The sequence below is a fragment of the Actinobacillus lignieresii genome, assembly GCF_900444945.1.
Taxonomy (GTDB): Bacteria; Pseudomonadota; Gammaproteobacteria; order Enterobacterales; family Pasteurellaceae; genus Actinobacillus; species Actinobacillus lignieresii.
In genome coordinates this window covers 1,527,501-1,542,357 of sequence record NZ_UFRM01000001.1, presented here as the reverse complement: position 1 = coordinate 1,542,357, position 14,857 = coordinate 1,527,501, and the positions used below count along the sequence as shown (strand labels likewise).

Genomic DNA, 14,857 nt, shown 5'->3' with positions numbered 1-14,857 from the left:
AATAATTATTTTTCCGAATCAATAAGCCCTTTAACAAGCCATTTTTGCATCAATAAAATCACGACCGTCGGAGGAATCAGCATTAAAATGACGCTTGCCATCACAATATTCCAATTAATTGGTCCACCGCCAGAATCTATCATTTGACGTAAACCGATACCGAGCGAAAACATCTCTTCACTTGTAGTCATTAGCAAGGGCCATAGGTATTGGTTCCAACCATAGATAAACTGAATGACAAATAATGCCGCAATACTAGGTATAGAAAGCGGTACGAGAATATCTTTAAAAAATGTCATTGCTTTTGCGCCGTCCATTTTTGACGCTTCCAACAATTCTTGCGGCACGGTGGCGAAGAATTGGCGAAATAAGAATGTAGCTGTAGCGGAGGCTATGAGCGGAATGGTTAATCCGGCATAGCTATTGATCATACCTAGGTTTACTACGACTTCATAAGTAGGAATAATCCGAACTTCAACCGGTAACATTAAAGTTACGAATATGAGTCCGAAAACAATCCCTCGTAGCGGAAAGCGGAAATACACAATGGCAAAGGCGGATAATAAAGAAATACTGATTTTGCCTATTGCGATTAAGAGCGTCATGGTAAATGTCACCCATAACATACGAGATACGGATAATGCACCGGCTGAGGAATCATTGCCGACAAGCGCAGTGGTATAATTTTGTATCAGTTGATCACCGGGCAATAGCGATATCGGTACGGCTACAACGTCTGTTGCCGTATGGGTAGAAGCGATAAAAGCCAAATAGATCGGGAAACAGATCAGTAAAATAGCAAGCCATAGACTGCAATGGGAGAAAAAATTTAACCAAGGGCGATTTTCAACCATAATTAATGCTCTCCTTTTTGATCCATATAGCGGAATTGAATGAGAGTAAGTAGTAATACTGCCGCCATTAAGATGACGGATTGCGCCGCAGAACTGCCGTAATCCATAGACATAAAGCCTTCTACATAAATACGATAAACTAAGGTCGATGTCGATTTGCCCGGTCCGCCTTTGGTCAGTGAATCGATAATGGCGAAGGTATCAAAAAAGGCATAGACGATATTAATTACGCAGAGAAAGAATGTCGTTGGCCATAACAGCGGTAATTGAATCGTAAAAAAACGTTTCCACGGTCCGGCGCCATCAATGGCTGCGGCTTCAATAAGCGATTTGGGAATTGCCTGTAACCCAGCGTAGAAAAATAGAAAATTATAAGAAATTTGTTTCCAAACGGATGCGAGAATGACTAACCACATCGCTTGTGAGTCGTTCATTTGATGGTTCCAGTCAATGCCGATATGTTTTAAGAGATAAGCTATTACACCGAAAGAAGGAGAAAACATAAATGCCCATAAAACGCCTACGATAATTGGCGATATGGCATAAGGTAAAATTAAAAATGTACGGTAATAGACAGCACCTTTTACCACTCTGTACATAAAGAATGCAGTCAGTAAAGAGAGTACCAAGGAAAGCAAAGTTACCCATAAGGAAAAATAAAGGGTGGTATAAATTGAATCCCAATACGTTGGATCATGCCAAAGACGTTTAAAATTATCCAATCCTACCCAATAAGTCGTGGTACCGAATATATCTTGCATTTGAAATGATTGATACAACGCTTGTATCGCCGGCCAATAGAAAAAAATACCGATAATCAGCAATTGGGGCATCAATAATAACCAAGGCAGAAAGCGGTATCCTGTATATCGAGTCATATTTTTTCCTACATATAAAAGCAATATCTCCCATTCGGATAAGCACCAAATGGGAGAGTATAGGTAGATTATTTATTAACGGTTCTAAAACGTTCCAGTAATTCATTACCGCGTTTTACCGCACTGTCCAAAGCCTGTTGTGCAGTTTTTTTGCCGCTCCAAACTTGTTCCAGTTCTTCATCTACAATCGTACGAATTTGAGGCATATTACCTAAGCGAATACCGCGCGTACGTTCGGTTGTTTTGCGTACCATTTGCTCTACCGGTACATCCGTTCCCGGATTTTGTTTATAGAAACCGGATTGTTCCGTGATTTCATAGGCTTTTAACGTAACCGGTAAATATCCGGTACGCATATGGCTATTGGCTTGAACTTGAGGCTGAGAAAGGAAATCGAAGAATTGTGCAATACCTTTATAGTGAGATTCGGGTTTACCGGCGAGTACCCATAAGCTTGCACCGCCGATGATCGTATTTTGCGGCGCACCTTTCACATCCTCGTAATAAGGTAACGTCGATTCCCCGAAAGTAAATTTAGCATCACGCTTAATTCCGGAATAAGAACCTGACGAACCGATGAAAATCGCACATTCACCTGATACGAAAGCTGGTTGTGAAGCACTTTCACGACCTTTATAAATAAATAGTCCGCTTTTCGCCATATCTGCTAAATTATCAATATGACGAACGTGCAATGGAGAATTGAAAGCCAATTCGGTATCTAAGCCGTCGAAACCGTTATTTTTAGTTGCAAAGGGCACATCGTGCCATGCTGAAAAACTTTCTAATTGTGTCCAGCCTGTCCAAGAAACGGTAAGCGGACAAGAATTCCCTGATTTTTTCAATTGTTCTGCCACATCACGTACATCTTTCCAAGTTTTGGGGGCTTTTTCAGGATCTAAACCGGCTTTTTTGAAACTATCTTTATTGTAGTAGAGAACGGTCGTGGAACTGTTGAATGGAAGAGATAACATTTCACCGCTAGGGGCGGTGTAGTAGCTGCTAACAGCGGGGATATAATCGGACGGGCTAAATTTCACACCGGCATTTTTCATGATTTGAGATACGGACTTCGTTACATTTTTCGCATAAATCATAGAAGCCGTACCCACTTCATATACTTGTAAAATGTCCGGGGCATTACCTGCTCTTACTGCGGCAATACCGGCGGCCATAGATTCGAGGTATTCACCTTTGAAAACCGGAACAACTTTATATTCCTGTTGGCTCTCATTAAACTGCTGGGCTAAATCATTGACCCATTCGTTTAATGCGCCTCCCATAGAGTGCCACCACTGAATTTCTGTTACGGCGTAAGCCGGTGTACTTAAAGCAACGGCGGTGATTAATGCGGTTTTGGTGAATAAGCGTTTCATTTTTTACCTCGCTATCGTTAATTCTGTTAGTTCAAATCCACATATGTGCATTGGCACGTAACAAAGATAACAAGGAATTATGGCAACTTAATGACAGATTAAAAAAGTAAAGTGCGAGGTTTTTAGCTCTCACTAGGATAAATAATTTCGGATATGTAATATCGAAAAGAAAGTAAGAAAAAGTGGTGGGATTTTTGCAAAATTTTACAGAAATCCCACCGCTTGTTTTTATATGAAATTATTTCATTTTTTCATTGGTGAGTAATTTACCTTTGAATTCACCGGTAAGTGATTCTAAGAAAGCGACGATCTCATTGAGTTCGGTTTCAGAGAAATTTTTATTACTTTGGTAAATACCCATTACGCGAACCGCTTCTTTTAAGTCTTTCGCAGTCGCATCGTGCATATATGGTGCGGTTAAGGCTACGTTACGTAACGTCGGTACTTTGAAACGATGCATATCGCTCGGATCTTTCGTAAAGGCGTAACGTCCTTGATCCGCTTCGGTTAATTCCGTACCGCGATCTTTGAAGTAATCGGCATATAAGCCCATATATTCAAATGATTGTCCGCCCATTGCCGTACCGGTATGGCAAGTATCGCATTTCGCATTTTTGAAATGCTCGTAACCGCGTTTTTGTACGTCGGTTAGCGCATTTTGCTCGCCTTTTAAGAAGCGGTCGAATGCACTGTTCGGCGTAATAAGCGTTTTTTCATATTCACCGATTGCATCGGTAACGTTCGCTTGCGTAAGAGTCGGGTAAATCTCGTGGAAACGTTTCATAAATTCTTCGTCCTTGCTTAGTCTGGCGAGAATTTCATCCCAGTTTTTTGAACCCATTTCAACCGGGTTTACCGGTGGGCCGCCCGCTTGATCCGCTAAGGTTTTCTCACGACCGTCCCAGAATTGCCATTTATTAAATGCCGCATTAAACACCGTAGGCGCGTTGATACCGCCTTTTAAGCCGTTAATCCCTTCCGATACCGGTAAGTTATCGACCCCGGCTTGCGCTAATTGGTGGCAAGTATGGCATTGAATCGTACCGTCATCAGATAAACGTCCGTCAAAATAAAGCCCTTCACCTAAAGCTACTTTATGCGGATCGGTCGGTAATTGATCAGGAATCGGCTGAACCAAGCGAGTAGCGTCCGCACCTTCCGCTTTTGGTAAGAAGTGTGCTTGGCGTTGTGCGGTAATCCAATCTAAGATAATTTTTTTCTGAGCTTCGTCAGGACGAGAACCCCAGTGGATATGAATATATTTAGCAACCGGCATTTCGTCATTGCGAATTACTTGTTCTAATTTAGCAAGATCGGCTTCTGAAAGTTTGCTCGGATCTTTCATTCCTTCAATCAGATGATCAAGACGGAAGAACTTAAGACCTTTTTCAATATCTTCAGCCATCACTTGGTCTGCGATTGGTAACTTGGCATAAGCCGGTAATTCCGCATTAGCCGAGTGGCAATATTGGCAGCCGTTTTCAAACATGACTCCTGCGACCGCTTTATGCGATTCGGGTAAGTCTGCGGACGCTAATAATTTTGGCGCTTGCTCTTTATCAAACCAATAGGCGTAGCCCACAAGTGAAAAATAGCCGACGCCGGCGGCGGCAATTGCCGAAAGTAAATATTTTTTCATAAATAAATCTCCTTGAAATCGAGATTACATTATCCCTAAAAAGAGTGATATATTTTTTGAGCTTGGTCAATAGTTTTAATCTATAATAACTATCTCAATGATAAGTATAAGCAATGAAAGAAAAACGCCCACCGAAGTGGGCGTTTAAAATGAGTCGAAATAACGAGTAAATCAGGCTTTTTTCAGGAATTCCGATTTAAGCATAATTTTACCGCAATCTACGTTATGATCACCGTTTACTAAGCGGATACCTTTGAATTTAGTGCCTTTTTTTAATACTTCGGACGAGCCTTTTAATTTCAAATCTTTAATTAAAAGTACATCGTCACCGTCAGCTAATAAATTACCGTTGCTGTCTTTAACGATTAATTGGTCTTCATCTTGTTCTTCAATTTCTTCGCCGTTCCATTCGTACGCGCAGTCGGGACAAACGAATTGGATGGAATCGTGATAAGTATTTTCGCTCTTGCATTTAGGGCAAACAGGGTATGTCATAAAATAAATCCTCAAGGTTATAAAAGGTCGTTATTTTATAATGAAACGCCATAAAAAGTAAGCGGTCGGTTTTGAAGATAAATTTGCAAAAATTTCCTCAAAAACGACCGCTTAATAATGTAAATATAGCGATTACATTGCCGCAATATATTTCAACATAACGCCGGCTGCGATAGCGGAGCCGATTACACCGGCTACGTTCGGTCCCATAGCGTGCATTAATAAGAAGTTCTGTTTGTCATATTCCAAACCGACTTTATTTGATACACGCGCTGCCATTGGCACGGCAGAAACACCGGCAGAACCGATAAGCGGGTTGATTTTATTTTTGCTGAACTTGTTCATCAATTTCGCCATTAATACACCGCTTGCCGTACCGATACAGAATGCGATTACGCCTAACACTAAAATACCGAGGGTTTGCGGTTGGAGGAATTTATCCGCAACTAATTTCGCACCGACCGATAAGCCAAGGAAAATCGTCACGATATTGATCAGCGCGTTTTGAGCCGTATCATTTAAACGTTCCACCACACCGCTGACACGCATTAAGTTACCGAAACAGAACATACCGAGTAACGGTGCCGCATCCGGCAACAATAATGCCACGAGTAAGAGCAAGAGAATCGGGAATAGAATTTTTTCTCGATTGCTTACCGTGCGTAATTGCACCATACGGATTTTACGTTCGGCATCTGTGGTTAACGCTTTCATAATCGGCGGCTGAATTAACGGCACTAACGCCATATAAGAGTAAGCTGCCACTGCAATCGCACCGAGTAACTCCGGCGCAAGTTTACTTGCCAGATAGATAGCAGTCGGACCGTCCGCACCGCCGATAATACCGATCGCCGCCGCTTGCGGTAAGGTAAAGTCAATAATACCTAACCAGTTCAAACCTAAAGCGCCAAGTACGGTTGCAAAAATACCGAATTGTGCCGCAGCACCTAATAAGAGTGTACGAGGGTTTGCGAGTAACGGACCAAAATCCGTCATTGCACCGACTCCCATAAAGATGATTAACGGTGCAACACCGTAGCCAATCGCCACTTTATAGAAGAGTGCTAACACACCGGCAGTATAACCCATATCTCCGGCAATCACTTCCAATTCGTTTTGTACCGAAGGTGCCGCTAAGGCAATCGCAGCTTTAATATTCTCAAGATCTAAGCTTGTGCTATTAACTTTTGCCGCAATAATCGCAAACTGTTCGGTTGTGCCGTGATGTAGCAGATTATCTAAAGCGGTCATAGCCAAGCCGGCTTCCGGAATATTGGATAATAAACCGCCAAAGCCGATTGGTAATAAAAGGAGTGGTTCAAAGCCGCGGGCAATTGCAAGCCAGAGCAATAACAGGCTGACCGCAATCATAATCGCTTGCCCTAGCTCCATATGCATAATACCCATACCCTGAAACAGAGCGATAATACCTTCCATATTAACTCCCTATCGTTTAAGCAAGATTCATTAAGACTTGATCAACGGCAACGACATCACCTTGTTTTACCGCAACGCCTTGAACTTTACCGGCTTTTGGTGCGCAAATTTGTGTTTCCATTTTCATTGCTTCAAGAATTAATAACACATCGCCTTCCGCTACTTGCTGACCTTCGGTTACTTCAACTTTAAGAATATTACCCGCCATCGGTGCTTTGACTGGTTCAGCATTCGCATTAGTTGCTACCGGAGCCGCAACTTGTGGTGCAGTAGCTGGTGCTGTTGGTGCAATATTAGTAATATCGCCACCTTCACTCACTTTCACGACAAAGGCTTTGCCTTCAAGTTCTACCGTATAAACTGCAGGACCGGATTGAGGTTGTGCTTTTGGTGCTGCAACAGGCGCTGGTTTAGCGGATTCTGCGGTCGGTGCAGGTTCAAAAGCTGCCGGATTATTGCGGTTTTCTAAGAATTTCCAACCGACTTGTTGGAATAACGCCACGATTAATACGTCGTCAATCGCATTTTCGGAAAGGGTAATACCTTTCTCTTTTGCTTGTGCAGTTACTTCCGCCACTAATTTATCAATTTCCGGAGCGATATGATTTGCCGGACGATCGGTAATCGGCGCAGCACCTTCAAGTACACGATCTTGTAATGCTTTATTTACCGGCGCAGGTGTACGACCGTACTCGCCTTTTAAAATACCGGCGGTTTCTTTGGCGATAGTTTTATAACGCTCACCCATTAATACGTTCATTACCGCTTGAGTACCGACAATTTGTGAGGTTGGCGTAACAAGCGGGATATTACCGAGATCTTCGCGGACGCGCGGAATCTCTTGTAACACAAGATCAAGTTTATCACTGGCATTTTGCTGTTTTAGTTGGCTTTCAAGGTTGGTTAGCATACCGCCCGGCACTTGTGCGACTAAAATTCGGCTATCTACGCCACGTAATTGACCTTCAAATTTCGCATATTTTTTACGAACATCACGGAAGTAAGCAGAGATTTTTTCAAGTTGAGGGATATTTAAACCGGTATCGTAAGGTGTGCCTTGTAAGGTTGCTACGATAGATTCGGTGGCTGGATGACCGTAAGTACCGGACATTGAAGAAATTGAAGTATCTACGCCATCAACACCCGCTTCAATCGCTTTTAATAACGCCATTTCCGCCATACCGGTAGTTGAGTGGCAGTGTAAGTGAAGTTCTACGTCATAACGTTTTTTGATTTCGCCGACTAATTCATAAGCCGCCATTGGGGTTAAAATACCGGACATATCTTTGATAACGAGAGAATCTACCCCAATTTCCAATAATTGTTCGGTAACATCTAACCAAGTTTGTAAGGTGTGTACCGGACTGGTGGTATAGCTCAACGTACCTTGTGCATGACCACCGTGTTTTTTAACCGCTTGTAATGCAGCTTGCATATTACGAGGGTCATTTAACGCATCAAATACACGGAATACATCCATACCGTTTTTAACGCAACGTTCTACAAAACGATCAACCACATCATCCGCATAATGGCGGTAACCTAATAAATTCTGTCCGCGTAGTAACATTTGTAACGGCGTATTCGGAATCGCTTTTTTTAATTCACGCAAACGAACCCAAGGATCTTCACCTAAAAAACGGATACAACTGTCAAAAGTTGCGCCGCCCCAAGCTTCTAAAGACCAATAACCGATTTTATCCAATTCAGCTGCAATCGGTAACATGTCGTCTAAACGTAGTCGTGTCGCAAACAAAGATTGGTGTGCATCACGTAAAACAACATCAGTAATCGCAATTTTTTTATTTTGAATAGTCATGATAAAAATCCTCTATTATTTTAATCCTTGTTGACGACGATGATGGGCAATAGCAGCCGCAATCACGGGGCGTAAATGGTCTAAATTATCAGTTGGAACAGCGCTTGGCACTGGTTTTGCTACGGGAGCGGGGATAGGTTCGGGGAAGTATTTATTAATTAGCGTAGAAATGAAGCTAATCGCATAAATTAATACGATAAGGAAAAGCAGCACGAAGCCCATTCCCGAAATCATCAAATTTATGCCTTCACCAAAAAGTTCTGCATTTGTCATAAACATACCTTTAAGTCTATTGTATTAACTTATTCAAGATAGCTAAATTATGATCGTCGCGCAAATAATTTAGCCGAGAAATGCCAAGCGGCTCACATTTTTTATCTCATGATGAAAAATAAATAGTCAAATTTAACAATTTTTTTGCAAATTTCACTCCAAATATGACCGCTTGTATCTTCTCTTATGGAAAAAATGGGAAGAAAATAGGCAGTAAAATCAAACTTACAATCGTAGATACGATAATGAGTGGTAAACCTGCTTTAACATAGTCCATAAATTTATAACCGCCAATTGATAATACCATTGTATTAGCCGGCATGCCGATTGGTGTTGCATAGGCACAGGAACTACCGATAACAGTTGCCATTAATACTGCTCGTGGATCAGCTCCTAAAGAACTCGCAATTGATAAACAAATCGGTGCGAGTAGTGCTACGGTCGCAGTATTTGACATAAAATTAGTCAGTACACAGCTAATGATAAAGACGGTAGTCAATAATGCAAACGGACTTGGATTTGAACCTAATAAACCAATGACAAAATTAGCAATATCTTTACCTGCGCCAGTGTTGTTTAATGCTGTAGCAAGAGCTAAAGTACCACCGAATAAGAAAATGACTTGACTGTCAATCGATGCATAGGCTTGTTTTTCGCTCATTACTCCTGTGACGATCAATAATAATGCACCTACGCAAGCTGATACATAGAGTTTTATACCTATAACATCTTCAAGTACCATTGCTAATAAAGTACCGACTAAGATGACAAGTGAAAGCCACTGCTTCCAAACAGCTACATCTGCCGTTTCTTTTTTATTGCTATATATAGAATTTTCAATACTTAAATTTTCTGAATTAGGTAAAAAACGATAACCTATCAGCACGAAGTACAGAATCCCAACGATAAGAATAGGTAATCCTACCTTGGCATATTCAAAAAAACCGAATTTGAGATTTACTTGTTCTAAAATCCCTTGTGCAATTAAGTTACCGGGTGCGCCGATAAGTGATAAGTTACCGCCCATTGCCGCAGCAAAAACCAATGGCATTAACAGGCGTGAACGGGCAAAACCTGATTTGGTAGCAATACCTACGACAACAGGAATTAGAATAGCTGCCGTACCGGTATTGGATAATATACCGGACATTAGCCCTGTAACGAGCATTAAAACAATAGTGAGTTGGCGTTCTGTTTTGGCAAATTTTGAAACTAAACCTCCGATTTTATTTGCCATACCTGTTTCAAACAATGCTCCACCAATGACAAACATTCCAACAAATAAAATCACGTTACTATCTATAAAACCTAGAAAGGCTTCCTTCGGACTCAGCACACCAGTTAAAATTAAACCAATACAAACAATCATTGCGGTAACAGCGAGAGGTAATTTTTCCCATACAAACATCACGACGGCGAAAAGTAAAAAGAGTAGCGTTATCGTACTTGCAGCCATAATTGCCTCCAAGAGTGAATTTCTGAATTTTGGGTATAAGAAACCCCATACACACAAGTGTATGTATGGGGGGATTTTTTTGATAAGACGTTATTTACTATTTGATGAAATCAACGTGTTTACAGATTTCTTCAATCGCTTTGTCTTTGCGTTCGTTGAAGATAACTTTATTTTCTTCAAAAATATTGCGACCGTGGGTATCAATAGACACAATTAACGGACCGAACTCTTTTACTTTGCATACCCAAAGTGTTTCGGGCATACCGAGGTCTTTCCATTGTGCATCAACAATTTCTTCTACACATTCTGCCGCCAACACTGCACAGCCAGCAGGGAATACACAATGTAATGCTTTATAATCGCGACAGCCTTCCATTGTACCTTGCCCCATACCGCCTTTACCAACGATTACCTTCACGCCGGTTTGCTTGATAAATTCTTTCTCGAATTTTTCCATTCGCATTGAAGTAGTTGGACCGACCGAAACCATTTCATATTTATCATCACCAAGTGGTCGAATAATTGGACCTGCATGGAATATTGCACCACCGTTGAGATCCACCGGCAATTCACGTCCGTTATTGATTAAACGACGGTGTGCCACATCACGACAAGTGACGATATAACCGTTCAAATAAATGATGTCGCCAATGTTGATATCTTCCAAGTCTTCTGCTTTGATTGGAGTGGTCAAGATTTTTTTGTCGCTCATAGTGTTACCCCCGAATGTGAAGTAATGGTATAGTTGAGATCCTTATCGAAAATAATATGTCCTTTGCGGTGTGCCCAACAGCCCACGTTTACACTTACACCGATAACTGACGGATGGCGAGCGGTATTTTCAATGTTTACCCCTAACACTGACATTCTTCCCATTAAGCCTTGTGGACCTAAACCGATGCTATTGATTCCGTCCTCTAACAATTTCTCCATATAAGCCGCTTTTTCATTTGGGTTACGTTCACCTAACGGACGGAATAATGCTTTTTTCGATTGTACTGCTGCAGTTTCAACGGAAGTCGCAATTCCTACGCCAACTAATAATGGCGGACAGGCATTCAAACCGTAACTAGTCATCACGTCTAACACAAATTTTGTTACACCTTCGTAGCCTTCACCCGGCATAAGCACTTTGGCTTGTCCCGGTAATGAGCAACCACCGCCTGCCATATAAGTATCTAATTCCAGTTTGTCACTGTCCGGTATAATTTCCCAAAATACACTTGGTGTGCCTTTACCTACGTTCAAACCGGTATTATATTCATCAAAGGTTTCCACGCTGTTATGGCGTAACGGAGCTGTTTTAGTCGCTTGAATAACCGATTCTTTTAATAGTGCTTCAAGCTCACCAATGTAAGGGAAATTAGCTCCGCATTTCACAAAAAATTGAATTACACCAGTGTCTTGGCAACTTGGACGATTTAATTTTTTGGCTAAACGTTGGTTATCGAACATTGCACCGTAAATAATTTTTGGTAATTGTTCTTCCTCTTTCTTACGTAATTCTTCTAATTTTGCCATTACGTCGTCAGGTAATACTTTACCGGTAAAACCGACAAATTTAGCAATGGTATCAGTTAGATAACGTATGCCTTCTTCTTTTGTCATCATAGATCACCCCATTTGGATTTGATTTGTTTAGCCTTTCGGCTTCCCACTAAATTAAACAAAGCTTTGATATGGCGAATAGTACTGAAGAGGTATAAAATAAGTCCAATACGATTTTTTACATACTGGGTATAGGTAAATACCTATATAATGATAAATGGTTGAATTTTATGAGTTTTTTGAGAATCTTTGATGGAATTTAACCGCTTGTAAGCTAAAAAAGAGGAAAAAAGATGGAATTTCGGCAATTTAAATATGTATTAAAAGTAGCAGAAGAGCGTAATTTTTCCAATGCAGCGAAAAAATTATTCATTTCTCAGCCATCACTGAGTCAATTTATTCAAAAAGTGGAAGAAGAGGTTGGTGCACCATTGTTTGATCGTAGTGTTTCACCGTTAAAATTAACTTACGTCGGGGAGCTTTATGTAGAAAACGCTAAAGCAATGATGGATCTTCAACACCAATTTGAGCAAAAAGTAGATGATATTTTGAATGTCAAACGTGGAAGAGTGACGATCGGTAGTACACCATTCCGTAGTGCTTACTTACTTTCGAGAGTGTTGCCGCTTTTTAGCCAACAATATCCAAAAATTGATATATTTTTAAAAGAAGATAGTACCCGTAATTTAGAAGAAATGGTTACACATGGGTATGTTGATTGTGCTATTTCATTATTACCCGTTAACGAAAAATATTTTGATTATGAAATATTATTTGAAGAACGAATGTTGTTGGCGATCCCTCCGGAACATAGAATTGCTAAAGAACTGGGGTTAAAAGCCGGTGATCATTCTTTTAGTCAAAGAGTATGTTTAGAACAATTTAAACAGAGCCGTTTTATTAAAATGAATAAAAATCACAAATTACATGAGATGCTTATTAAGCAGTGTGAATTAGCCGGTTATGTACCTGAAATTGTATTGGAAACAGAAAGTATGACTACGGCTCAAGCGTTAGCAGGAGCAGGGTTAGGTGTAGCATTATTACCTGAAACATTAGTGTCAAAAAATCATTTTGATAAAGAACCATGCTATGGAGAGCTAGATATACGTCGAACAGTTGTAATCATTTATCGTAAAAATAGTTATTTATCACGTGCAACGCGTGCATTTATTCAGTCACTACGTGAATTAACCCGATGTCCGTTTTCATCCGAAAAAATGTGGCAAAATGAGGTTTCCCCTAAGCAATTAGTCTTCAATAATAATTAATTCATGTAAGTTAATATAAAAAGTATAGATCTATTCATTAAATTGATAAGCGGTCATATTTTAATAAGGTTTTACTAAAATAGACCGCTTGTATAGCTGTCGCTTAAGATTGGTTAGCGAACAGTTTGAACTAATGCTGAGATTTCTGCTGAAAATTGTTCCTCTTCAGCCATTTCCGTAATTTGTTCGAATGAATACTTTTTAGCATTGTAAACCACCACAATACTTGTATCACCAATTTGTAAGAAGTTTTGCTCGCCAAATTCAGTATAGCGAGTAGCACCGATGCTGATTACTGCTTTTGTCGGGTAATCCGCTTGTTTAAGTAATTCGGCAATATGGTTCATCGGTCCTTGATCCGGTTGGTTATTTATCTTATCTACAATCCAGTTCAATAATTTTTGATGAAAATAACTATAGCTTACCGCCGGGCTATCTTCGCCATATACGTTCAGTTTACCGTCACGTTTATGGAAACAAGCAATATTGTAATTATCCAAAATACTGCCTTGTGTGAAATGATCTAAAGGAATCAATGTTTCAGAGATCCCTTTTGACGCATTGCCCCAGTTTTTCTTTTCACAAATTTTACGTGCATTCGGACGGCGAATAGAGCAGTCGTTATAAGCGGCAAAATGAGTAGGTTTAAGGGCAATGACTTGATTGTTTCGATATTCAATTTCGCAAATCAATGCAACTTCCGGTTCAATTTGTAGATTGTCAGCATCATTTGGAAAGGTAATGGTATCGTGGGATAGGGGATAAGTTGCAAGGAATTGTTCCGTTGGGGTTAAGGTTTGGCTTGGGACATAGAAAGGAAAAATCGCTTTTGGCTGAATCGCTTCTTCTGTTTTTACCTGTAAGAAATCCGCCTCTTCACCCGCTTGCTCTAAATGACCGGCAAAATTGCCAGCAACACCTAAACCAATAAAATGTTCTTTTTGCATAATATCTACCTCTATATGATTAAGTACTACAAATGTAGCGATTAATAGAAGAAAAAGAAAGGGAATTTTATGCGAAGTAAGCTAGAATTATTTTAGCTAACTTATAAGATTTATTACTTTTTTATCAGAAAAGTAATAAAAAACACTCGAATTGTATTAAATCTGTTCTTTCAATCACTTTTTCAAGATTTTTTTGAAAAAAGTACTTGCAAGGAATTTAGATTTCTCTATAATGCACCCACACAACGACGCACTGTTGTGAACGAGAAGTAAATGCGGTGCGTCGTTCTTTTTTGCTCTTTAACAATATATCAGACAATCTGTGTGGGCACTTGTTGATTGACTTGATTTTGAAAATATTATTTAAAACTTGAAGTCTTAATAGGTGCTTAAACTAGAAATTCATATTTTTCTTTTTGCTTAACTTGGTTAGGTAAGGGAAGTGAACTTAGCTAAGCAGAATATTGAGCGATTAAACTTTTTGAATTGAAGAGTTTGATCATGGCTCAGATTGAACGCTGGCGGCAGGCTTAACACATGCAAGTCGAACGGTAACGGGAAGGGAGCTTGCTTTCTTTGCCGACGAGTGGCGGACGGGTGAGTAATGCTTGGGAATCTGGCTTATGGAGGGGGATAACTACGGGAAACTGTAGCTAATACCGCGTAATATCTTAGGATTAAAGGGTGGGACTTTCGGGCCACCTGCCATAAGATGAGCCCAAGTGGGATTAGGTAGTTGGTTAGGTAAAGGCTGACCAAGCCGACGATCTCTAGCTGGTCTGAGAGGATGACCAGCCACACTGGAACTGAGACACGGTCCAGACTCCTACGGGAGGCAGCAGTGGGGAATATTGCACAATGGGG

At 40.5% G+C, this 14,857-nt stretch carries 13 protein-coding genes and 1 rRNA gene (1 of these 14 running past the window's edge); 2 read left to right on the top strand and 12 right to left on the bottom strand.

Annotated elements, in window-relative coordinates:
- Positions 1–5 precede the first annotated feature (5 nt).
- The 11 genes from ugpE to ttdA all read right to left on the bottom strand — a co-directional run bounded on the left by ugpE (position 6) and on the right by ttdA (position 11,838).
- On the bottom strand, positions 6–854 hold the full coding sequence (ugpE, locus tag DY200_RS07135) for a sn-glycerol-3-phosphate ABC transporter permease UgpE (RefSeq protein WP_115587484.1): 849 nt from the start codon (positions 852–854) through the stop codon (positions 6–8).
- 2 nt (positions 855–856) lie between these two features.
- On the bottom strand, positions 857–1,732 hold the full coding sequence (ugpA, locus tag DY200_RS07130) for a sn-glycerol-3-phosphate ABC transporter permease UgpA (RefSeq protein ID WP_115587483.1): 876 nt from the start codon (positions 1,730–1,732) through the stop codon (positions 857–859).
- 68 nt (positions 1,733–1,800) lie between these two features.
- A complete protein-coding gene (gene ugpB, locus DY200_RS07125) occupies positions 1,801–3,108 on the bottom strand; it encodes a sn-glycerol-3-phosphate ABC transporter substrate-binding protein UgpB (protein WP_115587482.1) in 1,308 nt (435 codons plus the stop codon).
- A gap of 238 nt (positions 3,109–3,346) precedes the next feature.
- The gene (locus tag DY200_RS07120) at positions 3,347–4,747 is read right to left on the bottom strand and encodes a cytochrome c peroxidase (protein ID WP_115587481.1); all 1,401 of its coding nucleotides are present in this window, start codon (positions 4,745–4,747) and stop codon (positions 3,347–3,349) included.
- Between the two features lie 171 nt (positions 4,748–4,918).
- Positions 4,919–5,242, bottom strand: coding sequence for a zinc ribbon domain-containing protein YjdM (locus DY200_RS07115; RefSeq protein WP_005598532.1), 324 nt, complete (start codon positions 5,240–5,242; stop codon positions 4,919–4,921).
- Positions 5,243–5,374: 132 nt separating this feature from the next.
- A complete protein-coding gene (locus tag DY200_RS07110; protein WP_005598530.1) occupies positions 5,375–6,679 on the bottom strand; it encodes a sodium ion-translocating decarboxylase subunit beta in 1,305 nt (434 codons plus the stop codon).
- Positions 6,680–6,695: 16 nt separating this feature from the next.
- Positions 6,696–8,498: a sodium-extruding oxaloacetate decarboxylase subunit alpha gene (gene oadA / locus DY200_RS07105; RefSeq protein WP_115587480.1), complete on the bottom strand. Its 1,803-nt coding sequence runs from the start codon at positions 8,496–8,498 to the stop codon at positions 6,696–6,698.
- Between the two features lie 15 nt (positions 8,499–8,513).
- Positions 8,514–8,771: an oxaloacetate decarboxylase subunit gamma gene (locus tag DY200_RS07100; RefSeq protein ID WP_005618986.1), complete on the bottom strand. Its 258-nt coding sequence runs from the start codon at positions 8,769–8,771 to the stop codon at positions 8,514–8,516.
- Positions 8,772–8,955: 184 nt separating this feature from the next.
- A complete protein-coding gene (locus DY200_RS07095) occupies positions 8,956–10,227 on the bottom strand; it encodes an SLC13 family permease (RefSeq protein WP_115587479.1) in 1,272 nt (423 codons plus the stop codon).
- Between the two features lie 97 nt (positions 10,228–10,324).
- Positions 10,325–10,939 carry a L(+)-tartrate dehydratase subunit beta gene (ttdB, locus tag DY200_RS07090; RefSeq protein WP_115587478.1) on the bottom strand — a complete coding sequence of 205 codons (615 nt, stop codon included), beginning with the start codon at positions 10,937–10,939 and terminating at the stop codon, positions 10,325–10,327.
- Positions 10,936–11,838, bottom strand: a complete 903-nt coding sequence (gene ttdA, locus DY200_RS07085) for a L(+)-tartrate dehydratase subunit alpha (protein WP_197718021.1) — start codon at positions 11,836–11,838, stop codon at positions 10,936–10,938. Before ttdA ends, ttdB begins: the two co-directional genes overlap by 4 nt.
- A gap of 230 nt (positions 11,839–12,068) precedes the next feature.
- Here ttdA and DY200_RS07080 point away from each other — a divergent pair, with 230 nt between their 5' ends.
- Positions 12,069–13,046 (top strand): LysR family transcriptional regulator, encoded by a 978-nt coding sequence (locus tag DY200_RS07080; protein ID WP_115587477.1) that lies wholly within the window; start codon positions 12,069–12,071, stop codon positions 13,044–13,046.
- Between the two features lie 113 nt (positions 13,047–13,159).
- Here the strand turns inward: DY200_RS07080 and DY200_RS07075 are convergent, their stop codons facing one another.
- Positions 13,160–13,993, bottom strand: coding sequence for a DUF5718 family protein (locus tag DY200_RS07075; protein ID WP_115587476.1), 834 nt, complete (start codon positions 13,991–13,993; stop codon positions 13,160–13,162).
- Between the two features lie 483 nt (positions 13,994–14,476).
- Between DY200_RS07075 and DY200_RS07070 the strand changes: the two genes are divergently transcribed.
- Positions 14,477–14,857, top strand: a 16S ribosomal RNA gene (locus tag DY200_RS07070); it runs 1,161 nt beyond the window's last position.

Bases quoted from the DNA above. Each gene is read 5' to 3' on its own strand.
- DY200_RS07110 (WP_005598530.1), bottom strand. From the start codon at position 6,679: ATGGAAGGTATTATCGCTCTGTTTCAGGGTATGGGTATTATGCATATG.
- ttdA (WP_197718021.1), bottom strand. From the start codon at position 11,838: ATGATGACAAAAGAAGAAGGCATACGTTATCTAACTGATACCATTGCT.
- DY200_RS07075 (WP_115587476.1), bottom strand. From the start codon at position 13,993: ATGCAAAAAGAACATTTTATTGGTTTAGGTGTTGCTGGCAATTTTGCC.
- ugpA (WP_115587483.1), bottom strand. From the start codon at position 1,732: ATGACTCGATATACAGGATACCGCTTTCTGCCTTGGTTATTATTGATG.
- ugpB (WP_115587482.1), bottom strand. From the start codon at position 3,108: ATGAAACGCTTATTCACCAAAACCGCATTAATCACCGCCGTTGCTTTA.
- DY200_RS07115 (WP_005598532.1), bottom strand. From the start codon at position 5,242: ATGACATACCCTGTTTGCCCTAAATGCAAGAGCGAAAATACTTATCAC.
- DY200_RS07080 (WP_115587477.1), top strand. From the start codon at position 12,069: ATGGAATTTCGGCAATTTAAATATGTATTAAAAGTAGCAGAAGAGCGT.
- ugpE (WP_115587484.1), bottom strand. From the start codon at position 854: ATGGTTGAAAATCGCCCTTGGTTAAATTTTTTCTCCCATTGCAGTCTA.
- DY200_RS07100 (WP_005618986.1), bottom strand. From the start codon at position 8,771: ATGACAAATGCAGAACTTTTTGGTGAAGGCATAAATTTGATGATTTCG.
- oadA (WP_115587480.1), bottom strand. From the start codon at position 8,498: ATGACTATTCAAAATAAAAAAATTGCGATTACTGATGTTGTTTTACGT.
- DY200_RS07095 (WP_115587479.1), bottom strand. From the start codon at position 10,227: ATGGCTGCAAGTACGATAACGCTACTCTTTTTACTTTTCGCCGTCGTG.
- ttdB (WP_115587478.1), bottom strand. From the start codon at position 10,939: ATGAGCGACAAAAAAATCTTGACCACTCCAATCAAAGCAGAAGACTTG.
- DY200_RS07120 (WP_115587481.1), bottom strand. From the start codon at position 4,747: ATGAAAAAATATTTACTTTCGGCAATTGCCGCCGCCGGCGTCGGCTAT.